Origin of the sequence: Microbacterium sp. nov. GSS16 (assembly GCF_028198145.1) — a bacterium.
Lineage (GTDB): Bacteria > Actinomycetota > Actinomycetes > Actinomycetales > Microbacteriaceae > Microbacterium.
This window is the reverse complement of sequence record NZ_CP116338.1, coordinates 1,610,208-1,627,436: the sequence shown is the minus strand read 5'-3', so window position 1 is coordinate 1,627,436 and position 17,229 is coordinate 1,610,208. Positions and strand designations below refer to the sequence as shown.

The window sequence follows — 17,229 nt, the reverse complement described above, 5'->3', positions numbered from 1 at the left end:
AGCGACAGCCGGGAGCAGGATGGTGGCATGAGCTATCGCTACGACTTCGCGCCTACGCCGTTCGGCAACGCCCTGGCGGTCTTCTCGGATGCCGGGATCGTCAGCTTCGACCTCTCGGAGTCCGCGGATCCTCGGGTGCCGTGGCTTCTGGAGAGCGTCAGCCGGCGGATCGGAGAGACGCCGGAACCGGCCCCCGGCGTGGCCGACGAGCTGTCGGCGGCGCTCGGCGAGTACTTCGAGGGCGAGCCGGTGCGCTTCGACGAGCGCTTCACCTTCGACTGGCGTCTCGTCGACGGCTTCACCCGGTCGGCGCTGCAGGCCGTGTGCGGCATCCCGTGGGGTGAGACCATGAGCTACGGCGAGGTGGCGGTCATCGCCGGAAGCCCCGGCGCGGCTCGCGCCGTCGGAACGGCGTGCCGACTCACGCCCCTGTCGGTGATCGTCCCCGTGCACCGGGTGATCCGCTCCGACGGCACACCCGGCCACTACGGAGCACATCCCGACCGCAAGCGGTTTCTGCTCGATCTCGAGCGTGACGCCTCTGCGGCGCGGGCGTGAGGGTCGACCGGGGCGCGGTTGGGGACGGGGCGGCGGTGGCCTTCTGGGGACAGGGCCGCGGTGGCCTTCTGGGGACAGGGCGGCGGTGGCCTTCTGGGGACAGGTGGCCGTGACCTTCTGGGGCCGGCGCGGCGATGACCTGCTGGGAACGGGACGCCGAACGAACCGGAGCCCGGCGTGTAGGCCGCCGGGCTCCGCTCCCGCCGCGCTGGGGACGCGGCATTCGGGTATCTCTGGGGAGAGACCTAGTGATCCACCGCCTTCTCGGCCCCGAATCCGGTGAGCGAGCGCACCTCCATCTCGGCGGCGAGCGCGCGCGATTCGGCCGTTCTGGCCGTGATCGTGCCGATCCAGCCGAGCAGGAATCCCAGCGGGATCGAGACGATGCCCGGGTTGTTCAGCGGGAAGATCGCGATGTCGATGCCGGGGATCATCGCCTTCTCGTTGCCCGAGAACACCGGCGAGATCACGATCAGGCCGATGGCGGCGATCAGACCGCCGTACATGCTCCACACCGCTCCACGGGTGTTGAAGCGCTTCCAGAACAGCGAATAGAGGATGGTCGGCAGGTTCGCAGAGGCGGCGATGGCGAAGGCGAGGGCCACGAGGAACGCGATGTTCTGCCCCTGCGCTCCGATGCCGCCCACGATCGCGAGCACTCCGATCACGATCACCGTGCGGCGAGCCACCTTGACTTCGCCGTTGGGGTCGACCGTGCCCGTGCCGTCCTTGCCGCGCTTGATCACGTTCGAATAGATGTCGTGCGCGAACGACGCCGCGGCGGTGATCGTCAGACCCGCGACCACAGCGAGGATCGTCGCGAACGCGACGGCCGAGATGAACCCCATCAGCAGCGGACCGCCAAGCGCCTGAGCGAGCAGCGGCGCCGCCGAGTTCACTCCGCCCGGTGCGGCCGCGATGCGCTCGGGCCCGACGAGCGCGCCGGCCCCGTAGCCGAGCACGAGGGTGAGCAGGTAGAACCCGCCGATGAGCCAGATCGCCCAGACGACCGAGCGGCGCGCCTCCTTCGCCGTGGGCACGGTGTAGAAGCGCATCAGCACGTGCGGCAGGCCCGCGGTGCCGAGCACGAGCGCCATGCCCAGCGAGAGGAAGTCGAGCGGGTTCGCGCCGTACTGCAGGCCGGGGCCGAGGACCTTCTCACCGTTGGGCGAGTTGTCGACAGCGCTCTCGAGCAGCGTGTTCAGACTGAAGCCGTGCAGCGCGAGAACCCAGATCGTCATCGCGAGAGCGCCGGCGATGAGCAGCACCGCCTTGACGATCTGCACCCACGTGGTGCCCTTCATGCCGCCGATCAGCACGTACACAATCATGAGGACGCCGACGATCGCGATCACCAGCGACTGGCCGATCCTGTCATCGACGCCGAGCAGCAGCGAGACGAGCCCGCCCGCTCCCGACATCTGCGCCAGCAGGTAGAAGAAGCAGACGGCCAGCGTCGTCAGGGCAGCTGCCATGCGCACGGGCCGCTGCTTGAGACGGAACGAGAGCACATCTGCCATGGTGAACTTGCCGGTGTTGCGCATCATCTCCGCGACGAGCAGGAGGGCGACGAGCCAGGCCACCAGGAATCCGATCGAGTAGAGGAATCCGTCGTAGCCGTTGATCGCGATCGCCCCGCAGATGCCGAGGAACGAGGCCGCCGACAGGTAGTCCCCCGCGATGGCGAAGCCGTTCTGCGTGCCGCTGAACGACCGCCCCGCGGCGTAGTAGTCGGCGGCCGTCTTGTTGTTCCGGCTCGCGCGGATCACGATGAAGAGCGTGACCGCGACGAATGCCCCGAAGATCGCGATGTTCAGCACGGGGTCGTTCTGAACCGCCTCGGCGGCCAGGTGTGTCGTCATCATGCCTTCGTCTCCGCCTTCTCGAGCTCTTCACGGATCTCGGTCGCGATGGGATCGAGGCGACGGTTCGCGAACGACACATAGGCCATCGTGATGACGAAAGTCGTGACGAACTGCCCGAGTCCCATGAGCAGTCCGATGGTGATGTCACCCCAGACGCGCTGACTCATGAAGTCGGTCGCGAACGCGGCCAGCAGGACGTATGCGAAATACCAGATCAGGAAGAACCCGGCCATCGGGAAGATGAATGAGCGCTGCAGTCGTCTCAATCCCTGGAATCTGTCTGATTCCTCGACAGCGAGATAGTCGATTCCCGCAGCGGAATCGGGCGTCGTCGGTTGAGTCATGGGGCCTCCTTGCCACATGTCCGTAAGCCGCGTGATGACAATCACGCGGTGGTATCGTCGACGCTACGAAACGGGCGGGTCCTGTCGTCACCCCCGAAAGTTGGTAGCAGTGGTATCGGAGAAGCAACACGGGGCCGCAGACGACCCCGTCGCCGTCGGCGTGCGAGAACTCGCTCGCCGCACTCGCTTTCCGGTCGCGTTCGGCGGACTCATTGAAGACGGCGAGGTGCGGGTGACCAGCATCGTCGGAAACCGGACGCACAGCCTCGACGGACTCACCGTGCGCCCCGAGCGGGGGCTCGGCGGCCGCGCCATGATCGAGCTGCGCCCCCGGATGACGAGCGACTACCGCACCTCGCAGCACATCACACACGACTACGACGTGTTCGTGCTGGGCGAAGGACTTCGCACACTGCTCGCGCTGCCGATCGTCGTCGAAGGCCGGCCCCGGGGCGTCCTCTACGCCGGCGCATGGGAGGAGTCGCACGTGGGCGGCTTCACGACGGCACCGGCCATGAGCGTGGCGCAGAGTGTCGCCGACGAGCTGCGCATCCGGGATGAGGTGGAGCGCCGCATGCGCGCGATGCGAAGGGATGCCGCGGTGCACGGCTCGCACCTCGAAGAACTCAGGGAGAGCTTCGCCGAGCTGCGCAGCATCGCAGCCTCGGTCGGCGACGAGGAGATCAGGGGGCGCATCGCCGCCGTCGAACGGCGCCTGGTCGGTGCGTCGGGATCCGAACCGCCCGCGACGACGGAATCCCTCGCGACCGTCCGACTCTCGCCCCGCGAGACGGACGTGCTCGCATGCGCCGCGCTGGGGGCCACCAACGCGGAGATCGCCGCGCAGCTCGGACTGCGTGAAGGCACCGTGAAGGCGTATCTGAGCGCCGCCATGTCGAAACTCGACGCGTCGACGCGCCACGCCGCAGTCGCCCGTGCGCGCCGCGCGGGCCTTCTTCCCTGATAGGGAAAACAATTCACGCGCCGCATTCGCGATACGAATGCTCGCGCCGATTGCGCGGGCGCAATGAATTCAAATATCTTATTGTCATGGCTCGAAGAATTGTGCACCAGCTGGTCGACGATATCGACGGAACGCTTCTCGAGGTCGGCGAAGGAGAGACTGTTCATTTCGCACTGAATGGTGTCGCCTACGAGATCGATCTGACGAATTCCCATGCGGAGGCGCTGCGCGACGCACTCGCCCCGTACATCGAGGCGGGCCGGCGCGCAGCAGGTTCCACCGCGACGCGCTCGTCCGCCCCACGCCGCCGCTCGACGGGAAACTCCGACACGGTCGAGATCCGCGAGTGGGCGAAGAAGCAGGGCATGAAGGTCTCGGAGCGCGGACGCATCGCCGCCGACGTGCTCGAGGCGTATCACGCCGCGCACTGAACGACGATACGAAGAGCGGGCCACTCTTGAGTGACCCGCTCTTCGCATACGTGCCCTCGACAGGATTCGAACCTGCGACCTGCCCTTTAGGAGAGGGCCGCTCTATCCGACTGAGCTACGAAGGCGCCAGACAAGTCTAGTCGGCGGCCCGAGGCTACGCCGCCAGCGCCAGGTACGGTTCCCACACCGGATCCGCGCGCTCTGCGCCGCGCACGACCCACGTGCCGCCATGTGGGGCACGCGGCGGGCGATGCAGTTCCCATCCCATCTCCTGGGGCGTGCGATCGCTCTTGGCGTTGTTGCAGCGCAGGCAGCACGCGACGAGGTTCTCCCAGCTGTCGGCACCCCCTCGAGAGCGCGGCATCACGTGGTCGATCGTCGATGCCGCCTTCCCGCAGTAGCCGCAGCGGTGGTCGTCTCGCCGCAGCACCCCGCGACGGGTGACCGGCTGCCGCCGCGCGGCCGGGACGCGCACGTACCGCGTGAGCAGGATGACCACGGGGCGATCGAAACGCCGCCGCCCGGCGATGACGGGATCGTTCTCGACGCGTTCTATCACGCTGGCCTTGTCGTTCATCACGAGCACCATGGCTCGCTTGAACGAGACCACCGTCAGCGGTTCGTACCCCGCGTTCAGGACCAGTGTGCGCATCATCGTCATCCTCTCGATCCGCCGGGATGGCTTCCCGGCGCTCTCGACTCACACGACGCCGGCGAGCGGAAGGGACGCGGATACAGCAAGAGGCGCTGTCTACAGACAGCGCCTCTCTCGCTCGGTCGGACCGAGATGGATCTGCGGGCATTGCCGAGGTGCCTGACGACCGAGCGCATCCATGGTGCGGATGCCCGGTATCGAGCTCATCGGCTTCCTCCCGTGCGTCGACGACGGGTTCAGGGTAACCCATCCGCATGAACAGCGGATGCAGCGCATCTGAACGGCGTGCCGATCGACAGCCGGGAGCGTCCCCGCGGTATCAGCCGGCGTTGACGCGCAGCCAGCCAATGGGTTCGACCAGCGACCCGTTGACCTGCACCTCGAAGTGCAGATGAGCACCGTACGAGCGGCCGGTGTTGCCGACCTTGCCGATGAACTGACCGGGCTCGACCGTCTGGCCGGCCTGCACTGCGCGGGTGCCGTTGGTCATGTGAGCGTAGAGGGTCGACACGCGCTGGCCGCCGACGACCGAGTCGATGACGACGGCGACGCCGTAACCGAAGTGGCTCTCGGACGACACACGCACCACACCGCCGGTGGCGGCGAAGATCGGGGTGCCGGCGGGCGCGACCATGTCGGCGCCGTTGTGGGCGCCGCCCAGGGTGCGGCTCACCGAGTACGAGCCCTGCGGCAGCGGGTATCGCACCGCGCCGGAGCCGGCCGAGATCAGCTGAAGGTCGGCATCGCTGATGCTGCCGCCGCGAGTGCCGGAGCTGGCGGCGACGCGGGCCGCTGCGGCGGCACGTGCCTTCGCGGCCTCCTCCGCCTTCTTCTTCTCGATCTCATCGGGAGTCGTGGCGGAGTACGTTCCGCGCTGAAGAGGTGCGCTCGTGGCCTCAGATGCGACCACGAGGGACTGCGCATCGTCGAAGGCCATCTGCTGCAGAGTCGTGGCTGCGCTCGGGGCGGGCTTGGTGGATGCCAGGGCAGGAAGCGCGACACCGGCGACCAGTGCGCCCACAGCGCCCAGGATGGCGACGGTGCGCATGGGCCTCACGCTCGATCGGGCGGAGCGAGGTGCTCGCCGGCGTGAGAGCTTCGGGGTGCCCGCAGGCTCGGTCGGGACGATTTCTTGGGCCAAAAGGGATTCCTCCTGCGCCTCCGCGCTTCGGGCAGCGCAGGCTCGTCAGCAATGTCGTTTATCGGGCACGTATGTCACACGGCACGTTGTGCGAACTCTTCGCGAAGACGACGAGCCAGGGAGGCGATCTTCGCGATTCGTCATCGGCGGGCTTCTTCTCCGACGACTTCACCGAGGTTACCGGAAGATAACGATTCTGTCACCCTGCGAACCTGGCAATCGACCCGACCAGGTGCGAAATGAGCTCAGATCAGGCATTCTCTGCGACGAGGAAGATGTGCGACGCCAGTTCGACGGGCAGCTCCAGGCCCGCATCACTGCCCTCCATCTGGATGAGCACGTATCCCTCGCTGTACCGGTAGTCGCCGCTGGCACCGGGGACGACACCCGCGTCGCGCAGCTGCTCGAGCAGCTCGGGGCTGACCTGCGCGGGCTCCGCGAGCCGGCGTACGGTGCCCGTGATGGGGCCGCCTGCGGCATCCAGCTTCTTCACCAGCCCGACCACGCCGGATTCGAAAGCCGGCGTCTCGATGTCGCCGAGCTGATCGAGTCCGGGGATGGGGTTTCCGTAGGGCGACTCGGTCGGATGCCCCAGCAGTTCGACGAGCCGACGCTCGACCTGCTCGCTCATGACGTGCTCCCAGCGGCAGGCCTCTTCGTGCACGTACGCCCAGTCCAAGCCGATCACGTCCGAGAGCAGCCGCTCCGCCAGCCGGTGCTTGCGCATCACGTCGACGGCCTTCCGGCGGCCGTCATCCGTGAGCTCGAGACGGCGGTCCTCCGACACCACGACCAGTCCGTCGCGCTCCATGCGCCCGACGGTCTGCGACACCGTGGGACCGGAGTGGCCCAGGCGCTCGGAGATCCGCGCACGAAGGGGCACGATGTTCTCCTCCTCGAGTTCGAGGATGGTGCGCAGGTACATCTCGGTCGTGTCGATCAGGTCGGTCATTCATGCCCTCCGAAGCTCTTAGGCAAGCCTACCTTCCCGGCCGGCGACCGACCCGTCACAGGGCATGGATCCAGCCGTCCGCGCCTCTACAATCGAGCCATGTCGATCGAGATCCCCCGCGAACTCCTGCCCGCCGACGGACGCTTCGGCTGCGGCCCCTCGAAAGTGCGCACCGCCCAGGTGGACGCCCTCGCCGCTGCGGGTGTCAGCCTGCTCGGCACATCGCACCGCCAGGCGCCGGTGAAGAACCTCGTCGGCAGCGTGCGCGAGCGACTCTCCGCACTGTTCCGCCTTCCGGAGGGCTACGAAATCATCCTCGGCAACGGCGGGTCGACGGCGTTCTGGGACGCCGCCGCGTTCGGTCTCATCGAGCGCCGCAGCCAGAATCTCGTCTTCGGCGAATTCGGCGGGAAGTTCGCCAAGGCCGCAGCCGCGCCCTGGCTCGAGGCGCCGGACGTGCGCACGGCCGACGCAGGCTCTCTCACCGTCCCCGAGATGGCCGACGGCATCGACGTGTACGCCTGGCCGCACAACGAGACCTCGACGGGTGTCGCGGCTCCGGTGCAGCGCGTCACCGCCGAAGGGGCGCTCACCGTCATCGATGCGACCAGCGCGGCCGGCGGCATCGATTTCGACGTCGCCCAGGCCGACGTCTACTACTTCGCTCCGCAGAAGAACCTCGGCTCGGACGGCGGGCTGTGGTTCGCAACGGTCTCGCCTGCCGCGATCGACCGGATCGAGCGCATCGCCGCCTCCGGACGGTACATCCCGGAATTCCTCAGCCTGAAGAACGCGGTCGACAACTCGCGTCTGAACCAGACCCTGAACACCCCGGCTCTCGCGACGCTGCACCTGCTCGACAGCCAGCTCGAGTGGATCCTCGCCGGCGGCGGGCTCAGCTGGGCGGCCGCCCGCACGACCGAATCATCCGGGCTGCTCTACGACTGGGCTGCCGCGTCCGCCATGGCCACCCCGTTCGTCGCGGATCCGGCCCACCGGTCTCCCGTCGTCGCCACGATCGACTTCGACGAGAGCGTCGACGCAGTGGCCGTGGCGAAGACGCTGCGCGCGAACGGCATCGTCGACACGGAGCCGTATCGCAAGCTCGGACGCAATCAGCTGCGGGTGGCGACGTTCGTGTCGATCGACCCGGATGATGTGCGCCAGCTCATCCGCGCGATCGAGTACGTGCTCGCGCACCAGGGCTGACACTCCCGGCAGGCTCGCCCCGCCGGCGCGACGACGCCCCCTCTGATCCGTCGGGATCCGAGGGGGCGTCATCTGTCAGAAGGGGCGCCGGCGTTCGCTGTGGACGGGCCCCCGTCGGTCACTCGTCGTCGTCGTCGGAGTCCTCATCGTCGTCAGAATCTTCGTCGTCCTCGGAGTCCTCTTCGTCATCGGAGTCGTCTCCGTCGTCGGAGTCGTCGTCGTCGTCGGAGTCGTCGTCAGAGTCGTCGTCGTCCACCGAGTCATCGCCCGATTCATCGAGCTCGTCGATGTCGACGCCGTCGACATCGCCGGCGTGCAGACGGGGCGATACATCCTCGTCGGAGTCGTCGTCGTCGGACTCATCGTCCTCGGAGTCGTGGACTTCGGGGTCGTCGTCGTCATCGGAATCATCGTCCTCGGAGCCGGCCGGGTCGTCCGTGGGGGCTCCCGCAGCCTGTGCGGCGAGCTCCGCCTGGTGCGCGCGATACTCCGCGAGGCGCTCGGCCCATGGCACCCAGTCGGGCGCGAGCAGCGCGCCGTCGCCTGGCATCAGCTCGACCTCGAGCACGGTCGGCTCGGAGTCGTCGACCTGCGCGACCGTGACGGTCCAGAACCACCCCGGGTAACCGGGCAGCCGGTTCTCGAAGCGCAGCGAGACAGCGCCGCTCTCCTCCACGGTGTGCCCGGCTGCGGGCCCCACGGTGGCAGGAGGCGTGATCTCGTGCAGCGCGGCGAGCGCGAGGTCGCGGGTGGTCTCGGCCAGTTCGTCAGGCGTCGAGGTCATCAGCGACCTTGCGGAGGACGGCGGCGACGGTGCGGCTCCTGGTCGCCGAGGGATAGCGGCCGCGGCGCAGGTCGCCGCCCATCTCGTCGAGCATGCGCACGAGATCCTCGACGATGACGGCCATGTCGTCGGCGGGCTTGCGAGCCGCCTTCGCCAGGCTGGGCGGGGCATCCAGCACCCGGACGGAGAGCGCCTGCGGGCCGCGGCGGCCGTCGGCGAGGCCGAACTCGACGCGCGCGTTCTTCTTCACGGAGACGCCTGCAGGAAGGGCAGAGGCGTGCAGGAAGACGTCCTGGCCGTCATCGGATGCGATGAAGCCGAACCCCTTCTCGTCGTCGTAGAACCTGACCTTGCCGGTGGGCATGGGCGAACCTCACTGAAACACGGAACGGAGACGTCGCGCGGCGGCGCGACTCCCCCAGCCTACCCGCCCCCTCATGTCCCCAGGAGATACGCTGAGAGCGATGAGCAAGCACGACGACCTCAGCGCGCCGCAGACCGGGCGACTCGAGCGATTCCTGGCCTTCACCGCGCTGGCCCTGGCCGCGGTGTCCGTGATCTGCTTCTTCTCGATCATCATCGGCACCGCCGTCGGGATGGATCAGTCGGCGTTCGGGCACGGGATCTGGCCCGTCGTCGCCGCGCTGCCGCTGTTCGGCCTGCCGATCGCCTTCCTGATGATCATCACGCTGCTCGTGCTCAGCTGGGCTCGCAGGGGACGCGCGGGCTCCGGATCCTGACCATGAGCACGCACGCCCGTCCGCTGGCTGACCAGCTCGCTTCCGCGAGCGATGCGCAGCTCGAGCGGATGCTGCGCGAGCGCGCGGTGCGGCCCGACGTCGGCTGGACCGATTTCTTCGACGCGGCCGAGGCGCTGCTCGAGCCGGCATCGATCGAGCGCGCGCTGGCGCGACTGACGAGGGCCGAGGCGGGCGCCCTGCGCGCCGCCGGGCCGGACGAGCGGATCGCTCTCGAAGACGCCGCGCTCGGACTCCTCGACGCGGAGGGCCGGATGCTGCCGCCGGTGCGGGCGCTCGTGCAGCGGATGCCCGAGGTCCCGGATGCGCCGGGCGCGAGCCCCGCGCCGGCATCCGACGTCGACGCCGCCGGAGCGGCCGAGCGCGCCTTCGCGACGGTCGGCGGACTGGCCGAGCTGCTACTCGCCGCTCGCACGGCACCGCTGGCGCTGGTGGCGACCGGAGCGCTGAGCGCGACCGAGAAGCGCCGGCTGATGGATGACGGCGATCTCGACGAGCTACGCGATCTGGCCGAGCGTGCCGGACTCGCCCGACAGATCGATCGCGAGCTCCGGCTGACACCGGCTGCCGAGCGATGGCTGGACTCGTCGTTCCCCGAGCGGTGGGTGCACGTGGCCTCGCGCTTCGCGGAGACGCTGCCCTCGGGCATCCGGACCTCGGCGGCGGCCGACTGGCCGCGACTGCACCCCTGGGATCCGCACTGGCCCGAGCGCGCCGCGCACCTGCGGGCTCTCGCGTGGCGCATCGGGCTGCTGGCCGGCGCGCCCGGCGGCGCGTGGACGGTACCGGAGTGGGCCACGGCGCTGCACGCCGACAGGCCGTTCGACAGCGCGGCCCTGCAGGCGCTGCTGCCCACCGAGGTCGACCGCATCTTCCTGCAGAACGACCTCAGCGCCATCGCGCCCGGTCCACTGCAGCCCTCGCTCGACAATCGCCTGCGCACGATGACAGAGCACGATCCCGCGCAGGCCTCGTCGTACCGCTTCACCACCGAGTCCGTGTCGCGCGCGTTCGTCGAGGGGGGCACCGCCGAGGGCATCCTGACATTCCTGCAGGAGATCTCGCTGACCGGGGTTCCGCAGCCGCTCGAGTATCTCGTCCGGCAGACCGCGGTCAGACACGGTCTCGTGCGGGTGCGCCCGGATGCCGACGGAGGCACCGTCGTGACGAGCGCCGACGCGCACCTTCTCGAGGCGATGGAGATCGATCGGAACCTGCGTCCGCTCGGCCTGATCCGGGAGGATGACGGGCTCGTCTCACGGGTAGGGCCCGAGGCGGTCGCCTGGGCGCTGACGGATGCCCGCTATCCAGCCACCCTCGTCGACAGCACGGGCCGCAGCGTCGCGGCCGGACGCGCCCGGATCGCCGGCGCGCACGACCACGAAGACACCGGATACGCGCCCCTGATCGAGAGGCTGCGCTCGCACCAGGGCCCCGACGCGGACGCCGCCTGGCTCGACCGCGAGCTCGAGGCCGCAGTGCGGGCGAAGGCTGTCGTGATCGTCGAGGTCGCGATGCCGGACGGCTCGCGACGCGAGCTCACCCTGGAGGCGTCCGGCCTCGGCGGCGGGCGCCTGCGCGGGCGCGACCGGGCGGCGGACGTCGAGCGCACTCTTCCCGTCCGGAGCATCGTGTCGGTGCGGTCACCGTCGACCTGACCCCGGTCAAGCCCGCAGGCGCCGTGCCCGGTAGACTGGTCTGCTATGTCTGATGGCCCCCTGATCGTCCAGAGCGACCGCACCGTGCTGCTCGAGGTCGCGCATGCCGACGCCGAATCCGCTCGGCACGAGCTGGCGATCTTCGCCGAGCTGGAGCGCGCCCCCGAGCACATCCACACCTATCGCATCACGCGGCTGGGGCTGTGGAACGCACGCGCGGCCGGGCACACCGCCGAGGACATGCTCGAGACCCTCGACCGCTGGTCACGCTTCCCCGTGCCCCCGTCGGTGTCTGTCGACCTGCGCGAGATGGTGGGCCGCTACGGGCGGCTCGTGATCGAGCGCGACGAGGAGGGCTCGCTCGTGCTGCGCTCGACCGACCCCGCGGTGCTCGCGCAGGTCGCGAACAACAAGCGCATCCAGCCGCTGCTCATCGGGCATCCGTCCCCCGACAGCTACGTGGTCGACGCGTGGGCACGCGGTCAGATCAAGCAGGAGCTGCTGAAGATCGGCTGGCCGGCGGAGGATCTCGCCGGGTACACACCGGGCACACCGCACGAGATCGACCTCGCCGAGGACGGCTGGAGCATGCGGCCGTATCAGCGTCAGGCGGTCGACGCCTTCGCGAAGGACGGCTCCGGAGTGGTCGTGCTGCCGTGCGGCGCGGGCAAGACCATCGTCGGCGCGGGCGCGATGGCCGCGACCGGGACGACCACCCTGATCCTGGTGACGAACACCGTCTCGGCGCGGCAGTGGCGAGACGAACTGCTCAAGCGCACCTCGCTCACCCCCGAAGAGATCGGCGAGTACTCCGGCCAGGCCAAGGAGGTCAAGCCGGTCACGATCGCGACGTACCAGATCCTCACGGCCAAGCGGAAGGGACAGTACGCGCATCTCTCGCTGCTCGACGAGATGGACTGGGGCCTGATCGTCTACGACGAGGTGCACCTGCTGCCGGCGCCGGTGTTCAAGCTGACCGCCGACCTGCAGGCACGTCGACGCATCGGCCTCACCGCTACGCTCGTGCGCGAAGACGGCCGCGAGGGCGATGTGTTCAGCCTGATCGGCCCCAAGCGCTTCGACGCCCCGTGGAAGCAGATCGAGGCGCAGGGCTTCATCTCCCCTGCCGCCTGCTACGAGGTGCGCGTCGACCTGCCGCCGAGCGACCGGCTCGAGTACGCCGCAGCGACCGACGACGAGCGCTACCGGCTGGCCGCATCCGCCCCCGCGAAGATCACGGCGGTGCGCGAGCTGATCGCGAAGCATCCCGGCGAGCGCATCCTCGTCATCGGCCAGTACCTCGACCAGCTCGAGAGTCTGTCTCAGGCGCTGAACGCGCCGCAGATCACCGGTGCGACGCCGGTCGACGAGCGCGAGGAGCTCTACCGTCAGTTCCGGGAGGGCGAGATCTCTCTCCTCGTGGTGTCGAAGGTCGCCAACTTCTCGATCGACCTGCCCGAGGCGTCGGTGGCCATCCAGGTGTCGGGCTCGTTCGGCTCGCGTCAGGAAGAGGCGCAGCGCCTGGGCCGCCTGCTGCGACCCAAGCAGTCGAACCACACGGCGAGCTTCTACACCCTCATCGCCCGCGACACGGTCGACCAGGACTACGCCCAGAACCGACAGCGCTTCCTCGCCGAGCAGGGGTACAGCTACACGATCATGGATGCCAACGAGCTCAGCGCCGCCTGAGATCGGGGGCCTTGTTCAGCTCGCCTCCTCGTCCGGCTTCAGGCCGCACCGCCAGCAGGGAGCGGCGAGGTCGTCGAGCAGCGCCCCGCACTCGGGGCAGACCTGCGACAGCCAGCATGCGCTGTCGCCACCATGCTCCGAGTCGCTCATGCGGTCGACGCTACTCCCCCGCCCCGGAATCCTCATCGTGGCGAGCGAACCAGTCGAGGCAGAGGTCGGCGACCGCATCCGGTGCATCATCGACGACGAAATGCGCGGCGCCGTCGACGAAGGCGAGATCGAAGCGATCGGCGTACCGCTCCTGTCCGCGGCAGATCCGGCGAACCGTCCGCTCGGCGAACGGCCCGTCTCGGCGACCGAACACCGCCAACGTGGGCGGATGCAGCCGCCGCCGCTTGTAGTGCCCGGTCGACAGTCGGATCACCTCGGGGATGATCATGCCGCGGTAGAGCGCACGGACGGCGGCGTCGAATCCGGGCCGCGCCTGCACACGCAGGTATCCGTCGACGATGTCGTGCGTCATCGGCTGAGCCGCGTAGTCGGCGCCGAACAGCCAGGCGAGCGACTGCCCCTGCCGATGTCGCAGCAACGGCGGCATGTGCTTGAAGGCCGGGAGGAGCTTCGGACTGAAGGTCATGAATCCGGGTGGCACGGCGAGCTGCACGGCCGTGCGCACCCGGGCCGGATGCTCATAGGCGAGCTGACCGGCGACCACGGCGCCGAGGTCGTGGCTCACGATGTGCGCGCTGTCGACGCCCAGGGCATCCATCATCGCCACGAGGTCCGCGAGCATCGACGTGCGGCGGATCTCGGGATCGTCGACTTCGGTCCATCCCGAACCGCGCAGATCAGGGCAGATCACGCGGAAGCCGCGCGCGACGAGCCGCGGCGCGACGAGCCGCCATTCCCACCAGTGCTGCGGGAAGCCGTGCAGCATCATCACCGGCTCGCCCGCTCCCATCACGGCGACGTGGCTGCGCGCACCCGGGGTCTCGACGACGATGTGCTCGAAGCCCGGCGCGGCCGGAAGCGGAGGAGACCAGTCGTGCTCGAGCGGTGTCTTCGTCGATGCCGGTTCGTCCATGATGAGCCTCCCAGTCGCGTCAGCGGGTCAGCATCGGCCCTGTGCACACGCTACTACGTTCATAGTAGTTTGTCACTATGGAAGTAGTAACGATTAGGCTCGGCACGTGAGCAGCACACGTCGACGCGCGCTGAATGCGGCCGTCGACCTCATCGGCGCCGAGGGCATCCGCGCTCTCACGCACGGAAGGGTCGATGCGGCGGCGTCCCTGCCCCCGGGCTCGACATCGAATCACTTCCGCACCAGGGCCGCCCTCCTCTCCGGCGTCATCGAATGGATGGCCGCCGCCGAGCGGGAGGATGCGGGGGCTTCGGCGATCCACTCCCGCGACGAGCTCGTGGCCGCCCTCAACCGGATGATCCAGCTGCAGTCGGGGAGCCTCGCCGGTCGCACCAGGGCGAGGTACGCGCTGTTCCTCGAAGCGGATGCCGATGCCGCGAGGCCCCTGCGGGAGCAGCGGCACGGCATGGAGACGTGGATCCGCGGCATCCTGCTCGAACTCGGCGGCGCCGAGGCGGCCGCTCGCGCACCCTTCCTGATGGCCGCCGCCGACGGTCTGCTGCTGCATCGGATCACGGTCGACCCCGAGGCGCCCATCACCGACGTCGTCGTTCGCGCGGTCGACGCGGCACTGGCGCCCTGAGACCCGCGCGCCGAAGGCAATCAGCACGCGCAAGGCCGCAGTCACCATAATGGGGTCATGACTGATGCGCGAATCCTGGTCGTCGACGACGAGCCGAACATCCGCGACCTGCTCTCCCGGGGTCTCAGCTTCGCGGGATTCACGGTGCGGACCGTGGCGAACGGAGCGGCCACGATCTCGGCCGTCCTCGAGGAGGAGCCCGACCTCATCATCCTCGATGTGATGCTCCCCGATATGAACGGGTTCAGCGTCACCAAGCGTCTGCGCGGCGCGGGCTTCACGGCCCCCATCCTCTTCCTCACCGCGAAGGATGACACTCAGGACAAGATCGAGGGCCTGAACTCGGGCGGCGACGACTACGTGACCAAGCCGTTCGCCCTCGACGAGATCGTCGCCCGCGCCCAGGCGATCCTGCGACGCACGATGCAGACCGATGAGGAGTCGCTGATCCGGGCGGGCGAGCTGTCGATGGATCAGGACACCCACGACGTCTTCGTCGGCAAGGTGCCGATCGAGCTCAGCCCCACCGAGTTCAAGCTGCTGAAGTACCTCATGCTCAACCCGAACCGGGTGCTGTCGAAGGCGCAGATCCTCGACCACGTGTGGGAGTACGACTTCAACGGAGACGCCGGGATCGTCGAGAGCTACATCTCGTACCTGCGCCGCAAGATCGATCCGCACACCGAGGAGTCGGTGATCCAGACCAAGCGCGGCTTCGGCTACATGCTCAAGGTCGGCAAGTCGGCATAGCGAGACGCGGTCCGAGGCGGTCATGGCAGACGAGCCCGATCCCGTCACCCGGTGGTGGCGGCGCATCAGCCTGCGCGCCAAGGTCACCGGCGTCACCGTCGCCGTGCTCGCCCTGGGCCTCATGATCGCCGGCATCGGCACGGTGCCGATCCTGCGCGGGGCGATGATCAACAACATCGACGCCCAGCTGCCGGCCCTCGCCACCACGGGGCAGGCCGAGCGCTTCTTCGATGTCTCGGCCGAGGGCGGCCGGCTCGACTTCGAACCGGCCGAGATCGCACCTCGCCCCACCGAGTTCATGGTCGCGTTCTACACCGCGAACGGCGAGTTCATCGCCGAAGCGGGCGGGCAGGCATCCGGTCCGCGCCCTGACTTCCCCGTGGAGTTCACCCTTCAGGACACCGTCAGCCAGGGCGATCAGGTGATGACCCTCGACGGCGACGACGGCGAGACGTACAGCGCCGTCGCATCGGCGCAGTCGGCGCAGGATCCTCAGGGTCTCACCTACGTGCAGATCGTCGCACTGCCGCTTGACGAGGCCGACCGCATCGTAGCCACCTATGTCGCGGTGTACACGACGGTGGCGCTGGTCACCATCCTGCTCGCGGCGCTGCTGACCCGAGGGCTCGTGACGCTCACGTTCCGCCGGCTGGGCCAGGTCGAGTCCACCGCCATGGCCATCGCGGCCGGCGATTTCAGCCAGCGCCTCACCGACCTCGAGCCGACCACAGAGGTGGGCAGGCTCAACTCGGCCATCAACACCATGCTCGACCGCGTCGACCGCTCGCTCGCGCAGCGCGATCGCACGGTGCAGAACATGCGGCGCTTCATCGGCGATGCCAGCCATGAGCTGCGCACACCGCTGGTGAGCGTGCGCGGCTACGCCGAGCTGTACCGGATGGGTGCGATCACGGGCGAGGAGGACACCGCCCGCGCCATGGAGCGCATCGAGAAGGAGGCGATCCGCATGGGCGTGCTCGTCGAGGATCTGCTCGCGCTCGCCCGCCTCGACGAGGAGCGATCTCGCGAGCTGCAGATCGAGCCGCTCGACCTGCGCCCCATCGCGCGGGACGCCGCGCTGGACCTGCGCGTCGCCGCCCCGGGACGCACGATCACCGTCGTCGACACCACCGCCGACGAAGCCACCACCCCTCTGCTGCACGGCAGAGCGCCGAGCAGCGCGCCGACACCCGAATCGCCGCGCTCTCCGGCCGCTCGCGGATCGAACCCGCTCGCGCGTCTGCGTCGCCGGCCGAGGCCGGCGACTCCCGTTCCGGCGATCGACTTCACCGAGGCGACGGATGCCCCGGTGCGCACGCCCCCGATCGTCCTCGGCGAGGACAACAAGGTACGCCAGGTCATCACGAACCTGCTCGGCAACGCGCGTCGGTTCTCGCCCGGCGACAGTCCGATCGAACTGGTCGTGGGAGCGGATCGACGGCGGGGCGTGGGCACCATCTCGATCGTCGACCACGGCGAAGGCATCCCCCCGCAGATCCGGGAGCAGATCTTCGAGCGGTTCTGGCGCGCCGACACGTCGCGGGCGAGGGAGACGGGCGGGTCGGGTCTGGGGCTCGCGATCGTCGCGTCGATCATCGAGTCGCTGCGCGGCGAGGTCTCGGTCGAGGAGACCCCCGGCGGAGGAGCGACTTTCACCGTCGCGCTGCCGCTGGCACCGGCGCAGTCCACTCCCGCGCACCTGCTGGAGGAGACGCAGCCGATCGAGCGCGTCGACCGCTGATCC

Annotated in this window: 19 protein-coding genes and 1 tRNA gene; 10 read left to right on the top strand and 10 right to left on the bottom strand. The window is 68.9% G+C overall.

What is annotated here, in order from left to right:
• Positions 1-27 precede the first annotated feature (27 nt).
• The gene (locus tag PGB26_RS07755; RefSeq protein ID WP_271637073.1) at positions 28-558 is read left to right on the top strand and encodes a methylated-DNA--[protein]-cysteine S-methyltransferase; all 531 of its coding nucleotides are present in this window, start codon (positions 28-30) and stop codon (positions 556-558) included.
• Between the two features lie 245 nt (positions 559-803).
• On the opposite strand, the gene PGB26_RS07750 is transcribed toward PGB26_RS07755, so the two are convergent.
• Together PGB26_RS07750 and PGB26_RS07745 are read right to left on the bottom strand one after the other, a co-directional pair.
• Positions 804-2,423, bottom strand: coding sequence for a solute symporter family protein (locus PGB26_RS07750; protein ID WP_271637072.1), 1,620 nt, complete (start codon positions 2,421-2,423; stop codon positions 804-806).
• A complete protein-coding gene (locus PGB26_RS07745) occupies positions 2,420-2,767 on the bottom strand; it encodes a DUF485 domain-containing protein (RefSeq protein WP_271637071.1) in 348 nt (115 codons plus the stop codon). Before PGB26_RS07745 ends, PGB26_RS07750 begins: the two co-directional genes overlap by 4 nt.
• Positions 2,768-2,876: 109 nt before the next feature.
• On the opposite strand from PGB26_RS07745, the gene PGB26_RS07740 reads away from it, so the two are divergent.
• Both PGB26_RS07740 and PGB26_RS07735 read left to right on the top strand, forming a co-directional pair.
• Positions 2,877-3,731, top strand: coding sequence for a LuxR C-terminal-related transcriptional regulator (locus PGB26_RS07740; protein ID WP_271637070.1), 855 nt, complete (start codon positions 2,877-2,879; stop codon positions 3,729-3,731).
• Between the two features lie 86 nt (positions 3,732-3,817).
• Entirely contained in the window at positions 3,818-4,162 is a 345-nt protein-coding gene (locus tag PGB26_RS07735) for a histone-like nucleoid-structuring protein Lsr2 (RefSeq protein WP_271637069.1), read from the top strand.
• Positions 4,163-4,213: 51 nt separating this feature from the next.
• Here PGB26_RS07735 and PGB26_RS07730 read toward each other — a convergent pair.
• The 4 genes from PGB26_RS07730 to PGB26_RS07715 form a co-directional block, all read right to left on the bottom strand.
• A tRNA-Arg gene (locus tag PGB26_RS07730) sits at positions 4,214-4,287 on the bottom strand.
• A gap of 29 nt (positions 4,288-4,316) precedes the next feature.
• A complete protein-coding gene (locus PGB26_RS07725) occupies positions 4,317-4,814 on the bottom strand; it encodes an HNH endonuclease (protein ID WP_271639616.1) in 498 nt (165 codons plus the stop codon).
• Between the two features lie 322 nt (positions 4,815-5,136).
• Positions 5,137-5,865 (bottom strand): M23 family metallopeptidase, encoded by a 729-nt coding sequence (locus PGB26_RS07720; RefSeq protein WP_271637068.1) that lies wholly within the window; start codon positions 5,863-5,865, stop codon positions 5,137-5,139.
• Positions 5,866-6,208: 343 nt separating this feature from the next.
• A complete protein-coding gene (locus PGB26_RS07715; RefSeq protein WP_271637067.1) occupies positions 6,209-6,910 on the bottom strand; it encodes a metal-dependent transcriptional regulator in 702 nt (233 codons plus the stop codon).
• 99 nt (positions 6,911-7,009) lie between these two features.
• Between PGB26_RS07715 and serC the strand changes: the two genes are divergently transcribed.
• Positions 7,010-8,119, top strand: a complete 1,110-nt coding sequence (gene serC, locus PGB26_RS07710) for a phosphoserine transaminase (protein ID WP_271637066.1) — start codon at positions 7,010-7,012, stop codon at positions 8,117-8,119.
• A gap of 118 nt (positions 8,120-8,237) precedes the next feature.
• Here the strand turns inward: serC and PGB26_RS07705 are convergent, their stop codons facing one another.
• Positions 8,238-8,903: a DUF3027 domain-containing protein gene (locus tag PGB26_RS07705; protein WP_271637065.1), complete on the bottom strand. Its 666-nt coding sequence runs from the start codon at positions 8,901-8,903 to the stop codon at positions 8,238-8,240.
• Complete coding sequence (locus PGB26_RS07700; RefSeq protein WP_071640579.1) at positions 8,887-9,267, bottom strand: cold-shock protein; 381 nt, start codon at positions 9,265-9,267, stop codon at positions 8,887-8,889. The genes PGB26_RS07705 and PGB26_RS07700 overlap by 17 nt, the downstream gene beginning before the upstream one ends.
• 100 nt (positions 9,268-9,367) lie before the next feature.
• On the opposite strand from PGB26_RS07700, the gene PGB26_RS07695 reads away from it, so the two are divergent.
• From PGB26_RS07695 to PGB26_RS07685, 3 genes are read left to right on the top strand one after another with little or no spacing between them, the layout of a single operon-like run.
• Complete coding sequence (locus PGB26_RS07695) at positions 9,368-9,643, top strand: multidrug ABC transporter ATPase (RefSeq protein WP_271637064.1); 276 nt, start codon at positions 9,368-9,370, stop codon at positions 9,641-9,643.
• Positions 9,644-9,645: 2 nt separating this feature from the next.
• The gene (locus tag PGB26_RS07690; RefSeq protein ID WP_271637063.1) at positions 9,646-11,319 is read left to right on the top strand and encodes a helicase-associated domain-containing protein; all 1,674 of its coding nucleotides are present in this window, start codon (positions 9,646-9,648) and stop codon (positions 11,317-11,319) included.
• A gap of 45 nt (positions 11,320-11,364) precedes the next feature.
• Positions 11,365-13,008, top strand: a complete 1,644-nt coding sequence (locus tag PGB26_RS07685; protein WP_271637062.1) for a DNA repair helicase XPB — start codon at positions 11,365-11,367, stop codon at positions 13,006-13,008.
• Between the two features lie 15 nt (positions 13,009-13,023).
• Here the strand turns inward: PGB26_RS07685 and PGB26_RS07680 are convergent, their stop codons facing one another.
• Both PGB26_RS07680 and PGB26_RS07675 read right to left on the bottom strand, forming a co-directional pair.
• Complete coding sequence (locus PGB26_RS07680) at positions 13,024-13,158, bottom strand: hypothetical protein (protein WP_271637061.1); 135 nt, start codon at positions 13,156-13,158, stop codon at positions 13,024-13,026.
• 10 nt (positions 13,159-13,168) lie between these two features.
• Positions 13,169-14,092: an alpha/beta fold hydrolase gene (locus tag PGB26_RS07675; RefSeq protein ID WP_271637060.1), complete on the bottom strand. Its 924-nt coding sequence runs from the start codon at positions 14,090-14,092 to the stop codon at positions 13,169-13,171.
• Between the two features lie 106 nt (positions 14,093-14,198).
• Here PGB26_RS07675 and PGB26_RS07670 point away from each other — a divergent pair, with 106 nt between their 5' ends.
• Genes PGB26_RS07670 through PGB26_RS07660 form a run of 3 tightly spaced genes read left to right on the top strand, consistent with a single transcriptional unit; the run spans position 14,199 to position 17,226 of the window.
• Positions 14,199-14,735 (top strand): TetR/AcrR family transcriptional regulator, encoded by a 537-nt coding sequence (locus PGB26_RS07670; protein ID WP_271637059.1) that lies wholly within the window; start codon positions 14,199-14,201, stop codon positions 14,733-14,735.
• A gap of 57 nt (positions 14,736-14,792) precedes the next feature.
• Positions 14,793-15,485, top strand: a complete 693-nt coding sequence (locus tag PGB26_RS07665; RefSeq protein ID WP_071640566.1) for a response regulator transcription factor — start codon at positions 14,793-14,795, stop codon at positions 15,483-15,485.
• A 22-nt stretch (positions 15,486-15,507) separates the two neighbouring features.
• The gene (locus PGB26_RS07660; protein ID WP_271637058.1) at positions 15,508-17,226 is read left to right on the top strand and encodes a sensor histidine kinase; all 1,719 of its coding nucleotides are present in this window, start codon (positions 15,508-15,510) and stop codon (positions 17,224-17,226) included.
• Positions 17,227-17,229 lie beyond the last annotated feature (3 nt).

Coding starts and splice junctions, on each gene's coding strand:
- PGB26_RS07755 (WP_271637073.1), top strand. CDS start 28: ATGAGCTATCGCTACGACTTCGCGCCTACGCCGTTCGGCAACGCCCTG.
- PGB26_RS07750 (WP_271637072.1), bottom strand. CDS start 2,423: ATGATGACGACACACCTGGCCGCCGAGGCGGTTCAGAACGACCCCGTG.
- PGB26_RS07745 (WP_271637071.1), bottom strand. CDS start 2,767: ATGACTCAACCGACGACGCCCGATTCCGCTGCGGGAATCGACTATCTC.
- PGB26_RS07735 (WP_271637069.1), top strand. CDS start 3,818: ATGGCTCGAAGAATTGTGCACCAGCTGGTCGACGATATCGACGGAACG.
- PGB26_RS07725 (WP_271639616.1), bottom strand. CDS start 4,814: ATGCGCACACTGGTCCTGAACGCGGGGTACGAACCGCTGACGGTGGTC.
- PGB26_RS07720 (WP_271637068.1), bottom strand. CDS start 5,865: ATGCGCACCGTCGCCATCCTGGGCGCTGTGGGCGCACTGGTCGCCGGT.
- PGB26_RS07715 (WP_271637067.1), bottom strand. CDS start 6,910: ATGACCGACCTGATCGACACGACCGAGATGTACCTGCGCACCATCCTC.
- serC (WP_271637066.1), top strand. CDS start 7,010: ATGTCGATCGAGATCCCCCGCGAACTCCTGCCCGCCGACGGACGCTTC.
- PGB26_RS07705 (WP_271637065.1), bottom strand. CDS start 8,903: ATGACCTCGACGCCTGACGAACTGGCCGAGACCACCCGCGACCTCGCG.
- PGB26_RS07700 (WP_071640579.1), bottom strand. CDS start 9,267: ATGCCCACCGGCAAGGTCAGGTTCTACGACGACGAGAAGGGGTTCGGC.
- PGB26_RS07695 (WP_271637064.1), top strand. CDS start 9,368: ATGAGCAAGCACGACGACCTCAGCGCGCCGCAGACCGGGCGACTCGAG.
- PGB26_RS07690 (WP_271637063.1), top strand. CDS start 9,646: ATGAGCACGCACGCCCGTCCGCTGGCTGACCAGCTCGCTTCCGCGAGC.
- PGB26_RS07685 (WP_271637062.1), top strand. CDS start 11,365: ATGTCTGATGGCCCCCTGATCGTCCAGAGCGACCGCACCGTGCTGCTC.
- PGB26_RS07680 (WP_271637061.1), bottom strand. CDS start 13,158: ATGAGCGACTCGGAGCATGGTGGCGACAGCGCATGCTGGCTGTCGCAG.
- PGB26_RS07675 (WP_271637060.1), bottom strand. CDS start 14,092: ATGGACGAACCGGCATCGACGAAGACACCGCTCGAGCACGACTGGTCT.
- PGB26_RS07665 (WP_071640566.1), top strand. CDS start 14,793: ATGACTGATGCGCGAATCCTGGTCGTCGACGACGAGCCGAACATCCGC.
- PGB26_RS07660 (WP_271637058.1), top strand. CDS start 15,508: ATGGCAGACGAGCCCGATCCCGTCACCCGGTGGTGGCGGCGCATCAGC.